Source organism: Novosphingobium mangrovi, from assembly GCF_022818885.1.
GTDB classification, from domain to species: Bacteria; Pseudomonadota; Alphaproteobacteria; order Sphingomonadales; family Sphingomonadaceae; genus Novosphingobium; species Novosphingobium mangrovi.
In genome coordinates this window covers 223,440-245,644 of the sequence record NZ_JALHAT010000003.1, presented here as the reverse complement: position 1 = coordinate 245,644, position 22,205 = coordinate 223,440, and the positions used below count along the sequence as shown (strand labels likewise).

The 22,205-nt window shown below is 64.0% G+C and carries 15 protein-coding genes and 1 tRNA gene; 5 read left to right on the top strand and 11 right to left on the bottom strand.

Annotated elements, in window-relative coordinates; all coding sequences use genetic code 11:
- Positions 1-22: 22 nt before the first annotated feature.
- The 6 genes from MTR65_RS03415 to efp form a co-directional block, all read right to left on the bottom strand.
- Positions 23-1,351: an amidohydrolase gene (locus tag MTR65_RS03415; protein WP_243797066.1), complete on the bottom strand. Its 1,329-nt coding sequence runs from the start codon at positions 1,349-1,351 to the stop codon at positions 23-25.
- 98 nt (positions 1,352-1,449) lie between these two features.
- A tRNA-Leu gene (locus MTR65_RS03410) sits at positions 1,450-1,533 on the bottom strand.
- 104 nt (positions 1,534-1,637) lie between these two features.
- Positions 1,638-1,991 carry a hypothetical protein gene (locus tag MTR65_RS03405; RefSeq protein WP_243797063.1) on the bottom strand — a complete coding sequence of 118 codons (354 nt, stop codon included), beginning with the start codon at positions 1,989-1,991 and terminating at the stop codon, positions 1,638-1,640.
- A gap of 243 nt (positions 1,992-2,234) precedes the next feature.
- Entirely contained in the window at positions 2,235-3,071 is an 837-nt protein-coding gene (locus MTR65_RS03400; protein ID WP_226635702.1) for an inositol monophosphatase family protein, read from the bottom strand.
- 81 nt (positions 3,072-3,152) lie between these two features.
- Entirely contained in the window at positions 3,153-3,524 is a 372-nt protein-coding gene (locus tag MTR65_RS03395; protein WP_039393969.1) for a hypothetical protein, read from the bottom strand.
- A 2-nt stretch (positions 3,525-3,526) separates the two neighbouring features.
- The gene (gene efp / locus MTR65_RS03390) at positions 3,527-4,090 is read right to left on the bottom strand and encodes an elongation factor P (protein WP_148626507.1); all 564 of its coding nucleotides are present in this window, start codon (positions 4,088-4,090) and stop codon (positions 3,527-3,529) included.
- Between the two features lie 144 nt (positions 4,091-4,234).
- Between efp and MTR65_RS03385 the strand changes: the two genes are divergently transcribed.
- Entirely contained in the window at positions 4,235-4,657 is a 423-nt protein-coding gene (locus tag MTR65_RS03385) for a hypothetical protein (RefSeq protein ID WP_243797061.1), read from the top strand.
- 138 nt (positions 4,658-4,795) lie between these two features.
- Complete coding sequence (locus MTR65_RS03380) at positions 4,796-5,896, top strand: ABC transporter substrate-binding protein (RefSeq protein ID WP_243797058.1); 1,101 nt, start codon at positions 4,796-4,798, stop codon at positions 5,894-5,896.
- Position 5,897: 1 nt separating this feature from the next.
- Here MTR65_RS03380 and MTR65_RS03375 read toward each other — a convergent pair whose 3' ends face one another.
- The 3 genes from MTR65_RS03375 to MTR65_RS03365 form a co-directional block, all read right to left on the bottom strand.
- Positions 5,898-7,154 (bottom strand): diguanylate cyclase, encoded by a 1,257-nt coding sequence (locus MTR65_RS03375; RefSeq protein ID WP_243797055.1) that lies wholly within the window; start codon positions 7,152-7,154, stop codon positions 5,898-5,900.
- Between the two features lie 207 nt (positions 7,155-7,361).
- Complete coding sequence (locus MTR65_RS03370; RefSeq protein ID WP_243797052.1) at positions 7,362-9,899, bottom strand: penicillin-binding protein 1A; 2,538 nt, start codon at positions 9,897-9,899, stop codon at positions 7,362-7,364.
- Between the two features lie 127 nt (positions 9,900-10,026).
- A complete protein-coding gene (locus MTR65_RS03365) occupies positions 10,027-10,914 on the bottom strand; it encodes an N-acetylmuramoyl-L-alanine amidase family protein (RefSeq protein WP_243797049.1) in 888 nt (295 codons plus the stop codon).
- A 638-nt stretch (positions 10,915-11,552) separates the two neighbouring features.
- Here MTR65_RS03365 and MTR65_RS03360 point away from each other — a divergent pair.
- The 3 genes from MTR65_RS03360 to zapE all read left to right on the top strand — a co-directional run bounded on the left by MTR65_RS03360 (position 11,553) and on the right by zapE (position 16,807).
- Complete coding sequence (locus MTR65_RS03360) at positions 11,553-14,402, top strand: Rne/Rng family ribonuclease (RefSeq protein ID WP_243797046.1); 2,850 nt, start codon at positions 11,553-11,555, stop codon at positions 14,400-14,402.
- Positions 14,403-14,810: 408 nt separating this feature from the next.
- Positions 14,811-15,593 carry a succinate dehydrogenase iron-sulfur subunit gene (locus tag MTR65_RS03355; RefSeq protein WP_039393979.1) on the top strand — a complete coding sequence of 261 codons (783 nt, stop codon included), beginning with the start codon at positions 14,811-14,813 and terminating at the stop codon, positions 15,591-15,593.
- A 98-nt stretch (positions 15,594-15,691) separates the two neighbouring features.
- Entirely contained in the window at positions 15,692-16,807 is a 1,116-nt protein-coding gene (gene zapE, locus MTR65_RS03350) for a cell division protein ZapE (protein ID WP_226635724.1), read from the top strand.
- Between the two features lie 968 nt (positions 16,808-17,775).
- Here the strand turns inward: zapE and MTR65_RS03345 are convergent.
- Both MTR65_RS03345 and MTR65_RS03340 read right to left on the bottom strand, forming a co-directional pair.
- Positions 17,776-20,070, bottom strand: a complete 2,295-nt coding sequence (locus MTR65_RS03345) for an EAL domain-containing protein (protein ID WP_243797044.1) — start codon at positions 20,068-20,070, stop codon at positions 17,776-17,778.
- 237 nt (positions 20,071-20,307) lie between these two features.
- A complete protein-coding gene (locus tag MTR65_RS03340) occupies positions 20,308-22,203 on the bottom strand; it encodes an XrtA/PEP-CTERM system amidotransferase (protein ID WP_243797041.1) in 1,896 nt (631 codons plus the stop codon).
- Positions 22,204-22,205 lie beyond the last annotated feature (2 nt).

The window sequence follows — 22,205 nt, the reverse complement described above, 5'->3', positions numbered from 1 at the left end:
GAACATAGGCCACAAGGCGCGCCTACTTCGTGCCGAGGATATCAAGCGCGGTGAGCGTCAACGTCTCCGCGCCCGAGCCGATGACCTTGTCCGCTTCGGGCGCCCAGAACGCGCTGTGAAGCGAGGGCAAGGGCGGCCCGCCGTCCTGCGCGGCCTTGTAGGCGGCCTCGGGCACACCGCCGACCCAGAAGATGATCGATTTGATGTTTTCCTCATCGGCGCGGCGGTACTCGCCAAAGTCCTCCCCGCCCATCACGGATGGGAGTTCGCCGACCTTGTCGGTCCCCATCTTCGCCTGGAGCCGCCCCAGCGTTTCTTCTGTAAATTCCGGCGAGTTCCAGGTCGCCCGGGTATAGAGCTCCTTCCAGCTCACCTCGGGCAGGTCCTCTTCAGGGACGCCTGCGGCCAGCGCTTCGCCGCGCGCGATCCGCTGGATACCCTCCAGCAGCTTGGCGCGCGTTTCATCCGAGTAGCTGCGCACCGTCAGCTCCAGCTTGGCGCTGGAGGAAATGACGTTGTGCTTGGTGCCTGCGTGGAACGAACCGACCGTCACCACGACCGAGTCCTTGGGATCGATCTCACGTGACGCCAGGGTCTGCAGCTTCATGACGATCGAACTGGCCAGCACGATCGGGTCGATCGTGGTGTGGGGGTAAGCTCCGTGCCCGCCGCGGCCTTTGACGAGGATGTCCACGCTGTCGACGTTGGCCAGCGCCCAGCCCACGGCCGCGCCGACCTTGCCCGCTTCCATTGCGGCGGAATCGTGAAAGGCCAGCGCATAATCCGGCTTGGGAAAGCGGGAATAGAGGCCGTCCGCCAGCATTGCGCGCGCACCGGTCCCCATTTCTTCGGCAGGCTGGCCGACCATCACGAGCGTGCCCGACCACGCCTCGCGCCGGGCCGAGAGCAGCCGCGCGGTCTCGATCCAGGCGGTCATGTGGGTGTCATGGCCGCAGGCGTGCATGATGCCACTCTCCACTCCGGCCGTGGATACCCCCTTCATCTTCGAGGCAAAGGGAAGGCCGGTCTGCTCGGTCACGGGAAGGCCATCCATGTCCGCGCGGATAAGAACCGTGGGGCCCTCGCCGTTGCGCATGACGGCAACGATGCCCGTGCCGCCCACGCCCTCCGTCACCTCGAACCCGGCCTCGCGCGCGGCCTCGGCCATGATCCCGGCGCTGCGCGTCTCCTGCATCGAGAGCTCCGGGTGCGCGTGCAGATCGCGGTAGATCTCCATGAGCGCGGGCATATCGGCCGAAATCGCCTGCGCGACCTCGTTGCCCCCCTGCGCCGCCACAGGTGAGGAGGTAAAGCCCAGCGCCGTGCCGGCGGCCAGAGCCAAGCGAAGCATGTCAAGATGTCCCATGCGCGCAAGGCTATGGAATGCCCTGTAAAAGGCAAGTGCTCATAACATCATGGGAGAGAGCCGAGCCACAGCGCGTGGCGGCATGGTGCCCCTGGCCCGACTCGAACGGGCACGCCTTTCGACAAACGATTTTGAGTCGTTCGCGTCTACCATTCCGCCACAGGGGCACGGGATGAAGGCCAGACGCTTAGCGGCAGCCATCGGCGCATTCAAGAGGCCAATGCGCGAATACCCACCGGGACGCACATTTGCGCAGGTAAAGGTCTTTTTCTCAGAATTCCCAATCGAGTGCGACGTGGAGCAATTGGCGCTTCATCGCGCCCTTGCGCGATCCGATCGAGCCGATCTCGAAGCGCGGCCCATCTTCACCAGTGGCGTACTGCCAGCGCAGCTTGATCTTCTCGGCGTCCGCTTCGGGAGCCGGGCCGAGCTCGACGCGTTCGTTGCGCAGTTGGGTATTCAAGGGCTTGGCGGAAAGAGAAAATCCACGAAGATCAAGACGTGAGCCCGACAATGGCGCGCTGGCCGAAGTGGCGGCGAGTGCCAGCGGAACCACGCCCTTCGCGACAGGCTCTCCCGCATGGACAGCGGCGGCCGGGACACATGCCCCGAGACCAAAACCCAAGCAAAGGACGTTCCTGATCGCCATTCCATCTCCCCGGATCAGCTCTACGTAAGTACCACGTAGAAACGGCGTGGGGAACACGACAGTTCCCGGCAAGACCGGGAAAGGCTCATAAAGGCGGCCTGGAAAGGGATACTAAGCCCCCATTTCCAGCGCCTTGGGCCATCCGAAAAAAATCGATGCACCCGACACGAAAAAGGGCGGCCGAAGCCGCCCTTCCCCGATCCGGATCATCCGCGAGCCTCAGCCCTTGAGCGAGTTCGCGAGAATCTTGTGAATGCGCGAATGGAGCACGTCGTTGCCCGCCAGGATCTGGCTATCGCAATAGGGAAGCGAACGGCCCTTCCAGTCGGACACGAAGCCTCCAGCCTCGCGCACGAGAAGGCAGCCCGCCGCCGTATCCCACGGCTTCAGGTCGGCTTCCCAGAAGCCCTCGTAACGGCCCGCCGCAACCCAGGCGAGATCAAGTGCAGCCGAACCGAAACGACGGATGCCCGCAACCTGCGGTGCCAGCGCCTGATAGATGCGCGACCATTCCGCGACGTTGCCATGCCCCTGAAAGGGAATGCCCGTCGCGATCACGCTCTCATCAAGATGACGGCGCGAGGATACGCGCAGGCGCGCATCGTGAAGCCAGGCGCCCCGGCTCTTCTCGGCCCAGAAGCTCTCGTCGGTGATCGGCTGGTAGATCAGCCCCGCGGTCACTTCGCCCCAGCCGCCGTTGATCGACTTGTTGCCGTCAAGGCGCGGCTCCTGCACCGCGATCGAGATCGCGAAGTGCGGGATGCCGTGAAGGAAGTTCGTGGTGCCGTCGAGCGGATCGACGATGAAACGCGGCTTGTCAGGATCGCCCTCGATCGAGCCGCCTTCCTCGAACAGGAAGCCCCAATCCGGGCGGGCTGCGCGCAGCTCGTCCCAGATGGTGCGCTCGGCGGCCTGGTCCGCCTTGGAGACGAAGTCGGACGGCCCCTTGCGCGAGACCTGGAGATGTTCGACTTCACCGAAGTCACGGCGAAGTCGGCCACCAGCCTTGCGGGCGGCCTTTTCCATGACGCGGATGAGACCGGAAATTGCGGCCATAACCTTTACTCTGCTCCTACTGCCGGCCGGGCCGGCACATCAATTTTCAAACGCGCCGACCTCACCCGAACGATCGGGTGGTCAGCGCTCGTTGCCCGCGCTCGCGCCTTCGGGCTGATAACCGCAGACCAGGGCAATGGCTTGCAGCAACTCGCCGGGCTTGTCACGGTGAACCTTGTCGGCGTTCTTGGCGATAAGGCCATCCACCGAAGTACCGATCTTGCCCAGCGAGTTGTTGTAGAGACAGCCCACCAGCGCGTTCTTGACCGGCTCCTCGACCTGCTCGGAGCGCAGGGCAGAGACCATCACGTTGAGATAGAGGACCGCGTTCTGCACGTCCTCGGCCTTGGGCTGGGCCGGGGCAGCGTCCTGCGCCGCCACGCCGACCGGCAGGGCCGAGAGGGACAGGGCAGCGCCGAGCGCCAGCTTGTGGAGGTTGGAACGCAGCTTCATGATCAGTCCGCCTTTCGCACGTAGGCCTTTTCATAAACATCAACGACGATGCGCGTACCGCTTTCGATGTGCGGCGGCACCATCACGCGAACACCGTTGTCGAGGACAGCGGGCTTGTAGCTCGACGAGGCGGTCTGCCCCTTCACCACGGCGTCGGCCTCGACGATGACGGCCTCGACCTGCTCGGGCAGCTGCACCGAGATCGGGCGCTCTTCCCACAGTTCCAGAGCGACCTGCATGCCGTCCTGAAGGAAAGCCGCGGCATCGCCGAGAAGATCGGCGGGAAGCTGGATCTGGTCGTAGGTCTCGGTGTCCATGAACACCAGCATGTCGCCTTCGGCGTAGAGGTACTGGAAGTCCTTGGTGTCGAGACGCACCTTCTCGATCGTGTCGGCGCTGCGGAAGCGCACGTTGGTCTTGCGGCCATCGACGAGGTTCTTCATCTCGACCTGCATGTACGCACCGCCCTTGCCGGGCTGGGTGTGCTGCGTCTTGGCCACCTTCCAGATGCCCTTTTCGTATTCGAGAATGTTGCCGGGACGAATGTCGACGCCGCTGATCTTCATGGAAACCTGCCTTCGATGGGAAAGAGCTGAGCGAAACGGTTCCGGACCTCTACAGGAGAGACACAGGGTTTCGCAAATCCCGCGCCCCTTAGCCGAGGCAGACGGGCATGGCAATTGCCTCGCTGCGGTGCTAGCGCAGCTGTCATGAACCGAGCCGCCCTCTCCCGCCGCCTTTCGCCGGCGATCCTGTGCCTTGCTGCTTCTCTGGCTCTTGCCGCGCCGCTCAGTTCGGCGGGCGCCGACAGTTCAGAGCCGCCGCCGGTTCCGGGCGGCAAGATCGGCACGCTCAAGATGGGGCGCTACGCCTGCGAACTGCCCGGGGATGCGGGCGGCCTGATCGGCGAGCCGGTGCCCGAGTACGACTTCACCATCGTCAATGCGTCCAGCTATCTCGCCAAGGGCGTGCGCGGAAGCTACCTGCATACAGGCTCCGAGGTGGTGATGACGGGCGGCGTCTTCCGCAACCGCCGCTTCACGCGCATCAGCGCGGGTTTCCTCGAAGAAACGGGCCCCGGTCCCGAACCTGAGGCCGGCGCGATGCGCTGCATTCTGGTGCCCCGGCGCTGATCGCGAATTTCGCGCTCCTTCAACGCCTGACGGCAAAAGCGCACCGGGGCGTGCAGCCTTTTGCGCATCGGACCATTTCCTCCCCCAAGGCGACGCGGCCCCGGTTCCTCCGGCCCCGCCAGACAAAGGGGATCGGGAATGACCGACAGGATCAGGATCGGAGTGCTCAACGACGCAGCGGACCTGCGCGCGGACGAGGATGACGATTCGCCCGCCTGCCACGACATCGCCTTCTGGCTTGATCGCGAGATCGCGGCCTTGCGCAGGCGCGGTTGCGCAGTCCCCGAAGTGGAGATCGTGCATGCCTACGCGCTGGGCCTGCCCGGCGGGACCGGAGCCGCGGTTGAGGACGCCTGCCATCGCCTGGTCGACGACGGTGTGGCCCTGATCGTGGGCCCCCTCGTCAGCGACAACGCCGCCATCGCCGCGCGCGTCTACGAAGATCGGCGCGTTCCCGCCGTGATCTGCTCCCACGACGAGCACGCGCGCACGCGCCATGCCTTTCAGCTCCAGTCGGGCGGCGCTGTCGAAGAGGCCGTGCGACTTGTCGAGCATCTGGTCGCCAGCGGATGCACTCGCCCGGTGGTCCTTCACGAAACATCCCGCCTGGGTGAACGTCTGGCCAAGGCATTCCAGGAAGAGGCCGGGATCGCGGGCCTGGCTCCGAGCGCGAGCATCGCGGTGCCGACGCTGGCCGGAGCGGACGACGTTCCGGATATTCTTGCCCCAGCGCTCAACCAGGAAGGCGCACGCCCGGATGCGCTGATCTATCTGGGGCGCACAGCGCCGCCACGCGAACTGCGCGATGCGATTGGCCAGTCCGGCTATGACGGCGCCTGCCTGCTCAACCTCCTCGCGGCCCGCAGCGCCGCGAGGCCGCACGCTCCTGCACGCCCCGAAGACCTCGAAGGGTGGCTGCATCTGTCGCTCGTAACCGAGAGCAACCCGCGCTTCCGGGCGCTTCAGAGCGAATTTCCCGCTGCCGGCGCGCACCATGACACGATGGCCCGCAATCACGATCTGGCACGGCTGGTCGCCCATGCGCTTGCGCGCGCGCCTTCGCTTACCCCTTCGGGCCTGCGACTTGCTCTGGAACAGGTCCGCCTTCTTCCCGCAGCGCAAGGCGAGGATGGTACGATGCTCGGCTTTGGTCCGCTTGTGCGCGCGGCCCTACAGGGCGCCTACCTCACGATCCGGCGATGGCAGGCCGGAGGCAGCGTGGCGCTAGCAGAAACCTGAACTAGACGCCCCCCTCTGCCGAGGCGCCCAGAACCGGGGAAGCCGCAAGGACAGGCTCCAAGCCCTTGGCGGCATTGCGGATTGGCAGGATCGAACCCCGGAAAGGGCGCACACAGTTCCGGCCTGCGCTCTTTGCCTCATAGAGCATCTGATCCGCCCGTGCCATGGCGGTCACAACCCCGCGGGGCGAGGTCCTGTCCACTTCCGCCACGCCGACACTCAACGTGACGCTGAGCGCCCTGCCACCAGCCATGAACGGCTCTCCGGCCACGGCCTCGCGCACCCGGTCAGCCACATCAATCGCGCCCGCGAGAGACGTCTCGGGAAGCAGGATGGCAAATTCCTCGCCTCCAATGCGCCCGACCAGATCCTCGCGGCGCCCCTGCATGTCGAGGATCTGGGCAATCCCGAAGAGCACCTCGTCCCCCGCAAGATGCCCATGGACATCGTTGACCTGCTTGAAGTGATCAACGTCCAGGAGCAGCAGCGACATCGGCCGGTCATGGCGACGCGCGCGCTGGATTTCGGTCTCGGCCCGCGCGGTGAACGCCCGGCGATTGAGCATCCCGGTCAGATAGTCGTGGTCGGCCAGATCGAGAAGCTGGCCGACGTATTCGGAAATGCGCCGCACCATCGGCCGGAAGATGAAAAGGGCCTCGAAGGCCAGGGTCAGGAGCACGATCGCAAGTATCCCCCACTGGATCCGCTCCATCTGCTGCGCGCGAATCTCGCTGACCGACTGGTGGATCGCGACCACCTCCTCAAGGCCGGCGAGCAAGGGCCCGCGCGAGAGCACCGACAAGGTGCGCAGGTTCCCGATCTCGCCAGCGGCCGCGGGCCGATGGCCTCCCCGCGGGAGAGCGATCTCCGCCTCGGCCGCATCCAGAAAACGCCGAGCCAGGCGGTCTATTTCGGCAGGCCCGTAGTAGACGTCGTACAAACGGCGCTCGGCAACCGAGGCACCTTCCTTTCTGGAAGCGAGGCTGGCCAGTTCACGGTGGGCGTCGGCAAACTGGCGCACGGCCGTCTCGAGCGGTTCGCGCACCTCCTCGTCGCCCCGGTGCAGATCGTCCGCGAGTGCGCTGATACGCTGCGAAAGCATACGCTGACGCCCGCTCATGTTGATGATCGCTGCGCCGCCTTCGTTCGCCCGCAACGTCTCGGTGAGGACAAAGTGCGAAACGATGCTGAGGAGCGCGATCAGTCCCAGCGCCACGACATAGCGTAGCGTAAGACTGCGCGGTGTAACCTGCGACATCTGCAACCAACCCCCGTTCGAAATCCGCGGGGACAGTGCCTGTGAAGGCTTAACAACTAGTAATAATACTTAGGATTCAATCATATGTGCAATTTGCACACACATTTGACCTCACAGGAGTATCCCTGAACGACGCCCTAGGCCCGCCGAACCCGGGGGCCTTTGACATGGCCCAAAGTTCGCCAGGATTTTTCCTGTTGGCTCTGATCAGTAGATGCCGCCCTGCTCCTCGGCGAAATTGTCGGCAACACCCTGGGCAGCTTCGGCCGCCGCCGCCCGCGCCTTGCGCGCACCATCGATCTCGGCGATCAACGCGTCGCGGCGCTTGGTGAACTCATCCTCGGCGGTGTACTGGCGCGGTTCGGTGTCAGGCTTGAAGGCTTCCCAGATGACCGACGCCTTGGGTTCGTCCGAAGGCTCCACGCCCATCACCTGCTTGCCGGTCACGCGGTCGATGCGCACCATGCGCACACCCGGCGGCGCGACGAAAGGCTGGTCGCTCCAGCGCTCGCGCGTGGCCTCGATCACGTCTTTGAAGATCGGCGCGGCAATACGGCCGCCCTGGGCATAGCCGCCCAGCGAACGCGGATTGTCGTAGCCCACGTAGACGCCGCCCACGTAGTCCTGCGAGCCGCCCATGAACCACACGTCGGTCGGACCGTTGGTGGTGCCGGTCTTGCCGAAGAGCGGCAGGTCGAGGCTGCGCAGACGCACCGCAGTACCGCGCGTAACGACGCCTTCGAGCATGTGGATAGTCTGGTAAGCGGTGTCCGCGTTCATCACCTGCTTGCCGCGGCGCGCGATGCGCGGCATCGGCTTGCCGTCCCATTCGGCCATGTTGCAGCCATCGCAGTTGCGCTTGTCGGCCTTCCAGATAACCTTGCCGCTGCGATCCTGCACGTAATCGATGACCGAGGCGTCATACTGCACGCCGTTGTTGGCGAGCGCGGAGTAGGCGTTGGCCATGCGCGCCACGGTCGTCTCGCCGGCGCCGAGCGCGAAGGAGAGGTAGGGCTTGTACTCGCCGATACCCATGGTCTTGAAGGTCTTGACCACCTTGCCCATGCCGATGTCGTTGGCAATGCGCACGGTCATCAGGTTGCGCGACTGTTCGAGGCCCCAGCGCATGGTGCGCGAACCCGCGCCGCCTTCGTTGCCGAAGTTGCGGAAGCACTTCTGCCCTAGATTGCCGCCCTGGTAGACACAGAAGGTACCGTCGAGCACCTGCGTCGCAGGCGTCATGCCGTTGTCGAGCCCGGTCGCATAGACAAAGGGCTTGATCGTCGAGCCGGGCTGCCGCTCGGCCTGGACCGCGCGGTTGAACGAGCCCAAACCGGAATCGAAGCCGCCCTGAAGAGCCAGCAGACGTCCCGAATAGGGCTGCTCCATGACCATGCCGCCCGAAACCTCGGGCACGGTGCGCACCGCGTAGGTCCCCGCCGAAACCGGGGCAGCGGCCAGAAAATCTCCGACCTTGGCGCGGTCCGGGACATTGGTGAGCGCGGCGATGTCGCCATCGGAAAAGCCGATGCGCCCTTCCCCGTTCGCGGCATCCAGCACGACGCCCACGCGCCAGTTCTGGTAATCGATGGTCTTGTTCGAGACGATGAGCTGGGTCTGCCAGTTCTCCATGTCGTTGATGTGCGCAATCGGCCCCGCCCAGCCACGGCGGCCGTGGTAGTTCAGAAGCCCTTTGCGCAGCGCCGCGCGCACCGCGCCCTGCAGTTCAGGATCGAGCGACGTGCGCACCCACAGACCACCAGCGTAGACACTGTTGGGGCCGTCCTCGGCCTTTTCGCCGTAACGGTCGATCAGGCGGCGGCGCACTTCCTCGATGAAGTAGCCGTTGGCGGGATCGTAGTCGGGGCCGCGCTGCGTGACGAGGCCAAGCGGCTGCGCCTTGGCCTGCGCGGCATCGGCTTCGCTCACCCACTCATTACGCACCATCTGGTCGAGCACCCAGTTGCGGCGTTCCAGCGCGCGGGCCTCGTGCTTCTTGCGCCCATAGACCTCAGGCGCGCGCGGCAGGATGGCGAGAAAAGCGGATTCGCTCAGCGTCAGCTCGTCGACGTCCTTATCGAAATACGCGCGCGCCGCGGCCTGGACACCGAACGAGCGGCGGCCAAGCGGGATCTCGTTGAGATAGAGCTCGAGGATCTGCTCCTTCGAAAGCACGCCCTCGATGCGATAGGCGAGCACCATTTCCTTGAGCTTGCGGGTGACCGAGTACTCATCGCCGATCAGTATGTTCTTGGCGACCTGCTGGGTGATCGTCGAGCCACCCTTGGCGCGCTGGCCCGAGCCGTACTTGGACACATAGTCGACCACGGCGCCTGCAAAGCCGCCGATATCTACGCCGCCATGCGACCAGAACGTACGGTCCTCGGCTGAGAGGAACGCGTTGACCAGCGGGCGCGGCAGGTCGACATAGCGCAGCTGGACGCGGCGTTCGCGCGCGTAACTATAGGCAATATCGCCATTGATATCGCGCACCATGGTCGGCAGCGGCGGTTGGTAGGCAAGCAACGACTTGGCATCGGGCATGTCGCGCATGAGCACGACCCACAGACCGATCAGGCCAATGACACCGGCCACACACAGGTACACAAATCCGCGCAGGAGCCGGCTCGAACGCCAGATCCGTGCGATTCGACCCTGGCCACGTTCGCGGCGGGGGCTGGTGCTTGCGTCTTCCGGCGTATCCTGGGCCGCGCCGGGGCCGGTGTCAGAGCTCGTGTCGGTCATCGTGCAAGCCCTCTAGCACGCCCTTTTTGCGCAAGGCCAGCGCGAGATCGGCCAAGTCGCGGATAACACGGCGAAGCGAGACACACATCGACGCCCTCGCATACGCCAGGGCCGAACTCCTGTGCGCCTACTGGAAATCCGCCCGCCGCGCGAAATAGCGCCGGATCGCGCGCGCCGCCGCGCCTGCAACCACGCCCTGCCCCTCGCGCGACTGAAGGAAAGCGGCATCCTTGGCATTGTTGATATATCCGGTCTCGAACAGGACCGAGGGCATGTCCGGCGCCTTCAGGACGGCCAGCGCGGCGGTTTCGACGTGACGACGGTGAAGCCGCACGTCCGCATCGGCCAGCTCCTCGATCAGGAAGGAGGCAACTTGCGCGGAGGCCTCCTGCGCACCGCGCTGCGAGAGGTCGAGCAGGATCGCGCCCACTGCATCATTGGCGGCATCGAGGACGATGCCGTTTACCCGGCGCGCGCTCGCGGCGTCGCTCTCGGCAGCGCTGGCCGCGAACCGGCGTGCAGCCTCGCTGCTCCCCTTCTCCGAAAGGACATAGGCGCTGGCACCGCGCGCACGGTCGCTTTCCGCGCTGTCGGCGTGGATCGAGAGAAAGAGGTCGGCCCCCAGGCGCCGGGCAATATCGGGGCGATCGGCAAGCGAAATGAACCGGTCGTCATCCCGCGTCAGCGCAACCCGGATATCGCCGTGGGCGAGCAGGTCGGCCCGGATCTCGCGCGCGATCTGCAGGGCAATCTGCTTCTCCTTGACCCGGCCATGTCCCGCGCCCGGATCGAAACCGCCGTGCCCGGCATCGATCACGACCAGTGGCTGGCGGGCGTCGCGCGGCCCTTCGACCGGGGGCAGATCGGCCGGAACGCCAATCTCCGGCAGCTTCATGCGCACCACGTATTCACGCCCGCCACTCGCTTGTGCGAACGTGCGGTTAATCACGAAGACGCAGGCAAGCAGCGCAAGCGGAGCCAGCAGCAGCAGGAATATCTGGACCAGACGCACCATAATCGGTGTCTCGTTAGGGCCTCGCCGCAAGCCCCGCAATCCTCTTGCGCGCGTCGGCACGGATCCCCCCGCAACACGGCGCCTTTCAGCGGGCGCACGCCCCGCTACAGCGATGTTCGGTCCACTTCGGAAGGCACGGCACACCAAGCAACTTGCCGTGGCTTACGTGTAGTGCTAGGCAGTTCAAATCCGCGACTGTTCACCCCAGACAGGTTGGCAAGTTATCTTCCTGAAAAGGACTTGCAATCTGCCATCAGGGCCGACAGCCTACGCGGAGAGAATTGAACCGGCCGCTTTCCGGTCCGGCTCCAACAGGTTGATGCGAGAGATGAGAAGCCAATTGCCGCCTTGCCAGCCCAAGCCCTTCGGGGCGGTGGCGGCGTGGCCGCAACTTTCGGCGTGTTGGGTTTCGCCACGCGAACTTCCGCTCGCAGACGCAATCGCTGCCGCAACGGCAGTGGAATTTGATACGACACTCGGAGCGATGGATTGCTCCGACCCCATCTACAATCCGGTCCGCTACGGAGACGAGGCACCCCGTCGTTACGGCGCCCTCCCGTTCTCCTGCGACCTTCACGACAATCGACGCGCGCCACTGGCTGATCCGGCCGGAAGGCAGCGCGTCCGGAGACTTACCAATGGCAACGCGCATGCTCATCGATGCGCGCCACCCGGAAGAAACGCGGGTGGCGGTACTCAAGGGAAATCGCATTGAAGAGTTCGATTTCGAATCGACCGAACGCAAGCAGATAAAGGGTAACATCTACCTCGCGAAGGTGACGCGCGTGGAGCCTTCGCTCCAGGCCGCCTTCGTCGATTTTGGTGGCAACCGTCACGGCTTCCTCGCCTTCAGCGAAATCCACCCGGACTACTACCAGATCCCCAAGGAAGACCGCGATGCGCTCCTCGCCGAGGAAGCTGCGCACGCGGAGGAAGAAGCGGCCCTGCGCGCAAGCGAAGTGGACGATGAGGACGAGGACGAAGAGAACGACACCGACGGCGAGGACTTCGACGACGGCGGCCTGACCGAGGTCGATACCTCCGAGAAGGACGATGTCGCCACGATCGAGGACGGCAACGTCGAGCGGGGCTTCGAGGACGGCGAAGACAGCGAGGACGACAACCAGGGCCGCTCGCGCCGTGGCCGTGGTCGCGGCCGCCGCCAGGGCAAGGCCCGCTCGAAGGAAGCCGAAGAGCTGCGTTCGAAGCGCCTTGCGCTGCGTCGCCGCTACAAGATCCAGGACGTCATCCATCGTCGCCAGGTCCTGCTCGTGCAGGTTGTCAAGGAAGAGCGTGGGAACAAGGGCGCAGCTCTCACCACCTACCTCAGCCTTGCCGGTCGCTACTGCGTGCTCATGCCCAATTCGAGCCACGGCGGCGGCATCAGCCGCAAGATCAGCTCGGCCTCGGACCGCAAGCGCCTGAAGTCGATCATCGCGGAGATGAACCTGCCGCGTTCGATGGGCTGCATCGTGCGCACGGCCGGCCTCCAGCGTACCAAGACCGAGATCAAGCGCGACTTCGACTACCTCGCCCGCCTCTGGGACGAACTGCGCGAAAAGACGCTGCACTCGGCCGCGCCCTCGCTGATCCACTCGGACAGCGACCTGGTGAAGCGCGCCATCCGCGACATCTACAACCGCGAGATCGAGGAAGTCGTCGTCGAGGGCGAGGAAGGCTACCGCGCGGCCAAGGACTTCATGAAGCTCCTGATGCCCAGCCACGCGCGCCGGGTTAAGCCTTATTCGGATCCCGTGCCGCTGTTCCAGCGCTACGGCGCCGAGGATCAGCTGACTGCGATGTACGACCCGGTCGTGCAGCTCAAGTCGGGTGGCTACATCGTCATCAACCCGACCGAGGCGCTGGTCTCGATCGACATCAACTCGGGCCGCGCCACCAAGGAGCACGGTATCGAGCAGACGGCGGTCGCCACCAACCTCGAAGCCGCGCGCGAAATTGCCCGCCAGCTGCGACTGCGCGACATGGCCGGCCTCGTCGTGATCGACTTCATCGACATGGAATACGGCTCGAACGTCCGCAAGGTCGAGAAGGCCATGAAGGACGCGCTCAAGAACGACCGCGCCCGCATCCAGGTCGGCCGCATCTCGAGCTTCGGCCTCATGGAGATGAGCCGCCAGCGCCTGCGCACCGGCGTGCTCGAGGCGACCACCCGCTCGTGCCCGCACTGCGACGGCACCGGCCTCGTGCGCACCGCCAGCTCGGCAGGCCTCTCGGCCCTGCGCCTGATCGAGGACGAAGCGGCCAAGGGCAAGGGCGTGATCGTCTCGCTCTTCGCCAGCACCGAAGCGGCGGTCTACATGCTCAACGCCAAGCGCGCGGACCTCGCCGACATCGAGGAACGCTACGGCGTGACCGTGGAAGTCATCCCCGAGGGTGAGAACGAGGGCGCCAAGATGCGCGTTGCCTCGTCCGGCCCACGCAACGACTTCGTCCCCCGCTTCGACCCGATCGCGACCGAAGTCGAGGACGACGGCCTCTACGAAGACGAGGAAGACGAAGCCTTCGAGGCCGAGGAAGCCCGTTCGAACGACGAGGACGAAGGCGGTTCGCGCCGCAAGCGTCGCAAGCGCCGCCGTGGTCGTGGTGGTCGTGACCGCCGCGAGGACGGTCAGGATGCGGGCGAAGCCCAGGCCGAGGCTGACGAGGACGGTGAAAGTGCCGAAACCAACGGCGCCGAAGCCAGCGACGAGCACGACGATGAAGCCGAAGCTCCCCGCAAGCGCCGTCGCCGTGGCGGTCGCCGCCGCCGGGGTCGCCGCAACGCCGAGGGCGAAGGCTTTGGCAGTGAAGGTGACGAAAACACTTCGGACGAGCGCCCTGCGCTCGAAGCCGAAGCGGAAACCGAAGCACCTTCCGAGCCCGCCGTGAGCGCGCCCGAACCGGCCCCTGAACCCGAAGCCGCCGTGGCCGCCGAAATGGCGCCCGAGCCGGTCGAGGTTGCGGAAGTTCCGGCCGAGGAAGAGCCGGCTCCCAAGCCGAAGCGCACGCGCACTCGTCGCAAGAAGGTCGAGCCTGCTGCCGAAGACGCCGCCGCCGAACCGGCTGCGGAAGCTCCGGCCGAGGCTGCGACTGCCGAAGCGCAAGCCGAGGAAAAGCCCAAGCCCAAGCGCGCCCCGCGCCGCAAGAAGGCTGAGCCTGCCGCCGAAGAGGCCGCAGCCACGACCGAAGCGACCGAGGAGAAGCCCAAGCCCAAGCGCGCTCCGCGTCGCAAGAAGGCTGAGCCTGCCGCCGAAGACGCGGCAGCCACGCCCGAAGCGACCGAGGAAAAGCCCAAGCCCAAGCGTGCCCCGCGTCGTAAGAAGGTTGAGCCCGTCGCAGAAGAGGTCGCCGCCGAGGCTGCCCCCGAAGCCGCGGCAACCAAGCCTGCCAGCGAGGAAACCCAGACCAAGGTTGAAGCCGAGGCCGAGGAAGCCCCCAAGACCGAGGCTCCGCGCCGCGGTTGGTGGCAGCGCACCTTCGGCGAATAATCGCCGCGACCGCGCAAAAATCGAAAAAAGGCTCCCCGCTCTTCGGATGCGGGGAGCCTTTTTTTGCATGGGCCATCGCAAACTGCGCTGGCGTCTCTATCCAGGCACACAGCCTCAAGCCTTGCGCCCGCTCGCGTTCAAAATACCGTCACCACATCCCCCTGATCTGCAAAATCATCGATTTTCTGCGACTTACAAACCACGACTGTCGCTACAGATCACGGATCCCGCAGACGCCATTTCGCCGCTCGGTTCAGCCGAAGGTGCGCAATTTGCATGCAAAAAAGCGGTGTTAGAGAGCTGGAATGCCCATCTGTTCACACTCCCCCCTTGCCCCGCGCGGCTGAATCGCTAGAGGGGAACCACCGAGGCGGTTATGCCGCAATGCAAGAAAACGGGGATTCGTTCATGGCGCAGTTCACCCTTCCGGCCAACAGCAAGATCAAGAAGCAGGGCAACGTCCACAAGGCTGAAGGTGCGACCCGCGTCAAGAAGTTCACCGTCTACCGCTACGACCCGGATTCGGGTGAGAACCCGCGCTACGACACGTTCGAGATCGACCTCGACAACTGCGGCCCGATGGTTCTCGACGCGCTCATCAAGATGAAGAGCGAGCAGGACCCCACCCTCACTTTCCGCCGTTCGTGCCGCGAAGGCATCTGCGGTTCGTGCGCCATGAACATGAATGGCGCCAACGGTCTTGCCTGCACGACCGCGATCGAGGATCTCAAGGGCAACATCCGCATCACGCCGCTGCCGCACATGGACGTGGTCAAGGACCTGGTTCCCGACTTCACGCACTTCTACGCGCAGTACGCGTCGATCCGCCCCTGGCTGCAGACTGTCTCGACCACCCCGTCGGGCAAGGAACGCCTGCAGACCCCCGACCAGCGCGAGAAGCTCGACGGCCTCTACGAGTGCATCCTGTGCGCCTGCTGCTCGACCTCGTGCCCGAGCTACTGGTGGAACTCCGACAAGTTCCTGGGCCCGGCCATCCTGCTTCAGGCCTACCGCTGGCTGGCTGACAGCCGCGACGAAATGACCGGTGAGCGCCTCGACGAGCTGGAAGATCCCTTCCGCCTCTACCGCTGCCACACGATCATGAACTGCTCGAACGTGTGCCCCAAGGGTCTCTCGCCCGCGCGCGCGATCGCCGAAATCAAGAAGATGCAGGCCGAACGCCAGATCTGATCGGCGTACCCCGGCGTTTCATCGATGTCAGTCGTGATGCATTGCGCGCTCCCCGTCGGCGGCCTTCGCCTGCGTGATAGCAACCGAGAGCGCGCGGCATGACCGCGATGCTCGGTCGCTACGAGACCTTGGTCGCCACCGGAGAGCTGCGCTCGGATCCCGAGCAGGCCGCCGTGGCCGAGCGTCTCGATCAATTGCAGCGCGCCTTCTACAAGGCGCGCAATTCCACAGGTCTTTTCGGCAAGCTTCTGGGCAAGAAGGCCCCCTCCCCGCGCGGTGTCTACATGTGGGGCGGCGTCGGGCGCGGCAAGTCGATGCTGATGGACCTGTTCCACCAGACGCTCGACATCACGGCCAAGCGCCGGGTTCACTTCCACGCCTTCATGCTCGAGGTGCACGCTCTCCTCAACGAAGAGCGCAAGAAGGAAAGTGGCGACCCGATCCCGCCTGTGGCCGCAACGATCGCACGCAACGTGCAGTGCCTTGCCTTTGACGAAATGGTGGTCAACAACTCCGCCGACGCGATGATCATGAGCCGCCTGTTCACGCAGCTCATCGAGCACGAGGGCGTCACCATCGTGACGACGTCGAACCGGGCGCCGTCCGAGCTCTACAAGGACGGCCTCAACCGCGAACACTTCCTGCCCTTCATCGACCTCATCGAGCGTGAACTCGACGTCTACACGCTGAACGGCCCGACCGACTATCGCCTCCAGCGCCTCGGCGGCATGGCGACCTGGCACACCCCCTTGGGCGAAGAGGCGACCGAGCAGACCCGAGAGGCTTTCTACCGCCTGACCGACTATCCACCCGAGGATGCCGAGCACGTTCCCCCGGCGGATATCGACGTTGGTGGCGGACGGCTGCTGCATGTACCCAAGAGCCTCAAGGGTGTAGGCGTCTTCAGCTTCAAGCGCCTGTGCGCCGAAGCGCGCGGCGCCTCCGATTACCTGGCGATTGCGCGCGCCTACCACACGGTCATCGTCGTCGGCATTCCCCGTATGGGCCCGGACCGCCGCAACGAAGCGGCACGCTTCGTGACCCTGATCGACGCCCTTTACGAAAACAAGGTAAAGCTCATCGCGGCCGCCGATGCCTCTCCGGAAGAGCTCTACGAGGCCGGCACCGGTCGCTTCGAGTTCGAGCGGACGGTCAGCCGCCTGAACGAGATGCAAAGCGCCGACTACCTCGCCAAAGGCCACGGCGAAGACTGAACGCCCGCCGATGGGCTGACACGGTGGCTGCTCCCACACCTTCGGGTCGTACTTCACCATCCGACTTCTCGGCAGATGAGGGCCACGAATCTGGCGTGGTGGGCGCATGATTGCCTGGATGGGCTTGCCTTCAAGGATCTCCGCCCTGGATCGACAGGCACTACGGCGCCTTAGAGCAGTCAGGCACTTAGACCGAGATGCAGTATTGCCTGGCAACCAATCCAAGCGGCCTACCTCACCCTTACCCTGACCGCCCCGGACAAGGACGCTCAGATCCTAACAGCCCCTGACGTGGGACTCCGTCAAATGGATTGCGCCCATGGCCCAGCGCGACAATCTCGAACCACTTCCCCCAACAATAGCTGCGCGGAACCCCGAAATTCGGTGGCAGCGGCGAAAGTTCGAGACTCGTCATCCCGCCCCTATAGCCGCTCGAAAAGCCGCATGAGGTCACGCATAAGAGCTTGGCTTGCACGCTCTCGGCCAGAAGCCTGACTATCCAAAAGCGCTGTAAGGCCTGGCGGCTCCAATAAGGCGCTTCTTGCCGACGTTCCGTCCTCAAGCGATTACGCCCCCCTCCCCGCAGAATCAGGTTACCTAACGCCGACTCGCAAGCTCCGGAGTTAGTCACAGAAACTAACTAAAGAAGATTACTTAGAGAGACTGCAGATCACCAGAGGTCGCCCATTCGGCACAAGAGCAGCCACGCGAACCGACCAGAAAATACGCAATCCGTAGAAAATAAGCAGAATACCAAATAAAAAACCCCTCGGAAATCAATATTGACTTCCAAGGGGCTTCTTTTGAATGGGCCATGAAGGGCTTCTAGCCAATCATGTCAGTCAGATATTACTGACCGAACGAGCCCCACCAGTAACCAGAAAGCATTGTATTTCCCCATGTGAACCGTCGCTATTGCTGCGACAGACACAGGGTTAACCGTTAGCTAACTCAATCTCAAGACTTTTTTAACCATGGAGCTTCAATTGCCCCGCGGCAATCATCAGTGCGAGGTCAGCGAAGGGCACGGGCCGGCCGATGTGGTAGCCCTGTACAATGTCGCAGCCCTGCCGCTTGAGGATGTCGAGACCAACCGAGGTCTCCACACCTTCCGCGACAACGGTGCGATCCAGTGAATGCGCCATCTCGATGATCGACTGGACGAGCACGAGATCATCCTTGCTGGTTTCCATGGCGGAAACGAACGAACGATCGATCTTCACCTCGCTCGCCGGCAGGTAGCGCAGGTAGTCCAGGGTCGCGTTGCCCGTTCCGAAGTCATCGATCGAGAGACGCAGCCCGGACTGCACGAGACGCTGCAGCATCTGGTAGGTCCGCGAACTGCGGTCCAGCTTGTCCGTCTCGGTGATCTCGAGGATCAGGCGGTCGGCAGGCAACCCATGCAAGGCCAGGATATCCGAGATCATCGTCGGCAGAACCGGATTGCGCAGCAGTTGCGCCGAGATATTGACCGACATCGAGATATCGAGCCCTTCACGCATCATCTCGACCGCGCAACGCACGGCATCATCGACCACGAACCGCGTGATGCGCTCGATCCGATGAAATTCCTCGGCGATGCGGATGAATTTTTCCGGCGAGATCGGACCACGCTCGGGGTGGGTCCAGCGCACGAGCGCTTCGGCACCGCAAATCCGGTTCGAGCGAAGGTCGAACTTGGGCTGGTAGGCAACCCACACCTCCCCGTTGTCGATCGCCCGATCAAGCGAGGTCAGCAGCGAGATTTCCCACTGCGCCTCGTGCTTGCGACTGTCGTGCTGGTAGACCAACTCGTCATTGCGAATGGCCTCTTCCGCCGACTGCATGGCTCCGGCCACACGGGTCGACATGGCGCGGTCAAACTCGGAATCGACGCCGCAGTTGAACGAGAGGTCGATATCGAGACCACCAACCTGAATGCCGTTCTGGACGATACGATGAAGACCCTCCAGGTTCTCGAACAGGTCAAAGGCATTGCGGATCGACGAGAGCCACATGAACATGCCCCCCTCGTGATAGACGGTGGCGGTATCGTCACTGATGCGAATGCGCCGGACAATCTCGCGGGCGACGTTGGCTTCTACATGCTCGGCAAAACTGCCGATGATCGCGCCATAGTTGCGAATCTTGAGTGCAACGAGGATCCGATTGGACTTTTCGGCCGAGTTGCGCAGCGCCTGAACGCTGGGCAGGCCCGATCCCGCATTGGTTTCGCTCGCGACTTCGACCCTGTCGAGACTGCGCATGCGCAGAACAGCCGTCAAGGCCACCACGAAGGCGGGAGCAACCTGCATGGACACACGGACATATTCCAGCATGAATGGAGCCGCGACGATGACCGTGAGAAGTGCGCCCGAGCGCTTCCAGTCGAGCACACGGCCTCGCCCGATGCCCGTCACGATGATCGCGACCACGATCACCAGCGGCAGGAGCCACCCGACATTGCGCGGAAGGCCCTGCTGCAAGGTCTCCCCCGCCAGGGCCTGAATATAGCCGCCAGGAACGGTACCGTACTGGCCCGCAATCTTGTGGATGTCGTTGTAGTTCGCGGCCGCGGCGACAACGATGACATCCTTGCCCGTCACGTTTTCGCGGATGAAATCACCACGCAGCACGTCAATGTAGCTGATCTCGGGATAGGAACGGACATCAATCGAGGTGTCTGGGGTAAAGAGGGTGCTGGTATCGCCTTCCACGCCCGCAAGGGCTGCCGACATGCTGGGTATCTGACCGATCGGACTGTCCGAGGCGAACGGCATTTCAAAGCCGATATTGAACGGATGATGCAGCGTCAGCAACGAGACGACCTCGATGTGCTGCGCATAGGCGCTCGTCGGTACGCGCGCCGCGTAGTTGCCCGGCTTCTGGTCGGAACTCGGCAGGGCACCGGTAAACACGCGTCCCGGATGCGCCTTCAGCTGCGCGATGAACGCGTCACGATCTTCAGGCCTCGCCTGGTCGGGAAGAAGGCGGGCAAAGAATACCCGCTTCGCACCAGCTCCGAACAGCGTGTCCAGCAGCTTCGCATCATCTCCTCGTGACACATCGAGACTGTCGAGCGCACCAAGCGTCCGATCGTCCATCAGGACCATCACGGTCTGGCCGTTGGAAGGATGCAGCCGCAGCGGCACACGCAGATTGCGCAAGACGTCCTCGATCGGCACACTGAGGCCGCTTACACCGAGCATAAGCCCGGTGAAAGTGGCCCAGAACACGATCCGGAACCGGGCACTCTTCCAGTACTGGCGAAGCCGCGCGATCATGTCAGGCGAAGTCCCCACTCAGGCGCCCTGAGGCAACTGGTGTACAGGCATAGCCCGCGGCTACGCCGCGTTCGCGCCAAGACACCTCGGATTTGCAACCAAAATTCGTCATCTACGTCCCATCTGTGACGTTTCGTCCTACCCTCTTAGGGCCAACTTCCTAAGAATATGTGTAGTTAATCTTAACTTTGCTGCACACCTTTGCAGAAAGCCGAGAACCCCGGAATTCAAGCCATTTCAGACCAGTCCCAACGTGGTAAACGAGCGTTCAAGCATAAGCAGTTGCCAGAGCAATCGCGCGTGATCGCTCCGACCGGACACATGCTCTTCCACGAGATGCCCGAGGTGGCGCTGGTCAAACCAGCCTGAGGCAGCGAGCCCCTTGCCATGTACGATTTCCCGTGCCGCGTCGCGGAGCGGCCCCCGGAACCATTGCGCAATAGGCGTTACAAAACCCTGCTTGGGGCGATAGAGGATGTCCTCGGGAAGGTGGCGCTGCATCGCCTTCTTCATCAGCCACTTGCCCTGGCGTCCCCGCACCCTCAGGCTTTCGGGCAAGCAGGCGGCAAATTCGACGAGGCGATGATCGAGCAGCGGTTCGCGCGCCTCAAGGCCCACCGCCATGCTCGTCCGGTCGATCTTGGTCAGGATATCGCCCGGTAGCCAGAACTTGAGATCGGCGTACTGGGCGCGGTCCAGTCCCGAGCGCGCTGGCGCCCTGCGCATCAGCGCCTCGAGCGGCTGCTCCGCGCGGTATTCGCCGCGCAGTCGTTGAAATTCGGGGGAATACAGCCCCTCACGCATTTCCGGCGTGGCGTAGGCCAAGGCCCGTGCATACCCTTGCGCACTGTCGCCTGCCAAAGCCAGCAGGGTCGACTTCGCCCGCAAGGGACGCGGCGCCCAGTCGGCCTTGGGATAGAGCGCGCCGAGCCTGCCGAACACCGAGGCACGCATGGACGCGGGAAGCGCACCGCGCACCCGATCTTCCGCACGCTGAAAGACATGGCGGCGATATCCCGCCAGGGCTTCGTCCGCGCCATCGCCCGACAGCGCCACGGTGACATGCTCACGCGCAAGCTGGCAGACCCGCCAGGTCGGAAGCGCCGAGGCATCGGCGAAAGGTTCATCGAACATGCCCGCCAAGGCTTCGACCGCCTCGAAATCATCAGGTGAGACGCGCCTTGTGACATGGTCGGTTCCAAAGCGCTGGGCGATCTTCTGCGCGTAGGCGGTCTCGTCGAGCCCTGTGACGTCAAAGCCTATCGAGCAGGTGCGCACCGGCTGCGCGCCTGCCTTGGCCATGAAGGCGACCACGCTCGAACTGTCAACGCCGCCGGACAGGAACGCTCCCAGGGGCACGTCGGCCACCATGCGCGAGCGGACCGCTTCCTCCAAAAGCGCATGAAGTTCCTCTTCCAACGCAGCCCGGCGTCCAGCACGACGCCCGGCAAAGCTCACGTCCCACCACTCGCTCGGGGCTGGCAGGGGCTTGCCGTGGCGCAGGAGGAGGAAATGGCCGGCCGCCAGCTTGTGCACGTTCTTCAGGATTGCGCGGTGATCGGGCACGTAGCCCCAGGTCATGTAGTCCTCGACCGCCAGCGGATCGGCCTCGCGCCGCAGCAGCGGATGGGCCAGCAAGGCCTTGAGTTCCGACCCGAAGATGACGCTGCCATCGCTCAACGTGGTATAGAACAGTGGTTTGACGCCCAGCCGGTCACGCGCGAGGAACAGGCTGCGCGCCTCCAGGTCATAAATCGCAAAGGCGAACATGCCCTGCAGATGCTGCAGGCAGTCCGTGCCCCAACGCTGCCAGGCCGCAAGGATCACCTCGCTGTCGCCATCGGTGCGAAAATGCACGCCGCCCGCCGCCAGCTCGCGGCGAAGTTCGCGGAAATTGTATATTTCGCCATTGAAGACCAGAACCGCGCGGCCATCGCTCGAGGCCATGGGCTGGGGAGAACCGGCCAGGTCGATGATGGAAAGACGGCGATGGCCAAGCCCCACGCCCGGCGCCGTCCAGACACCTTCGCCATCAGGGCCACGATGCGCCAGCGCATCGCACATGCCCGCCACCCGCGCCGGATCGACCGGCTTGGGTGTATCCAAATGATATATGCCCACAATTCCACACATGG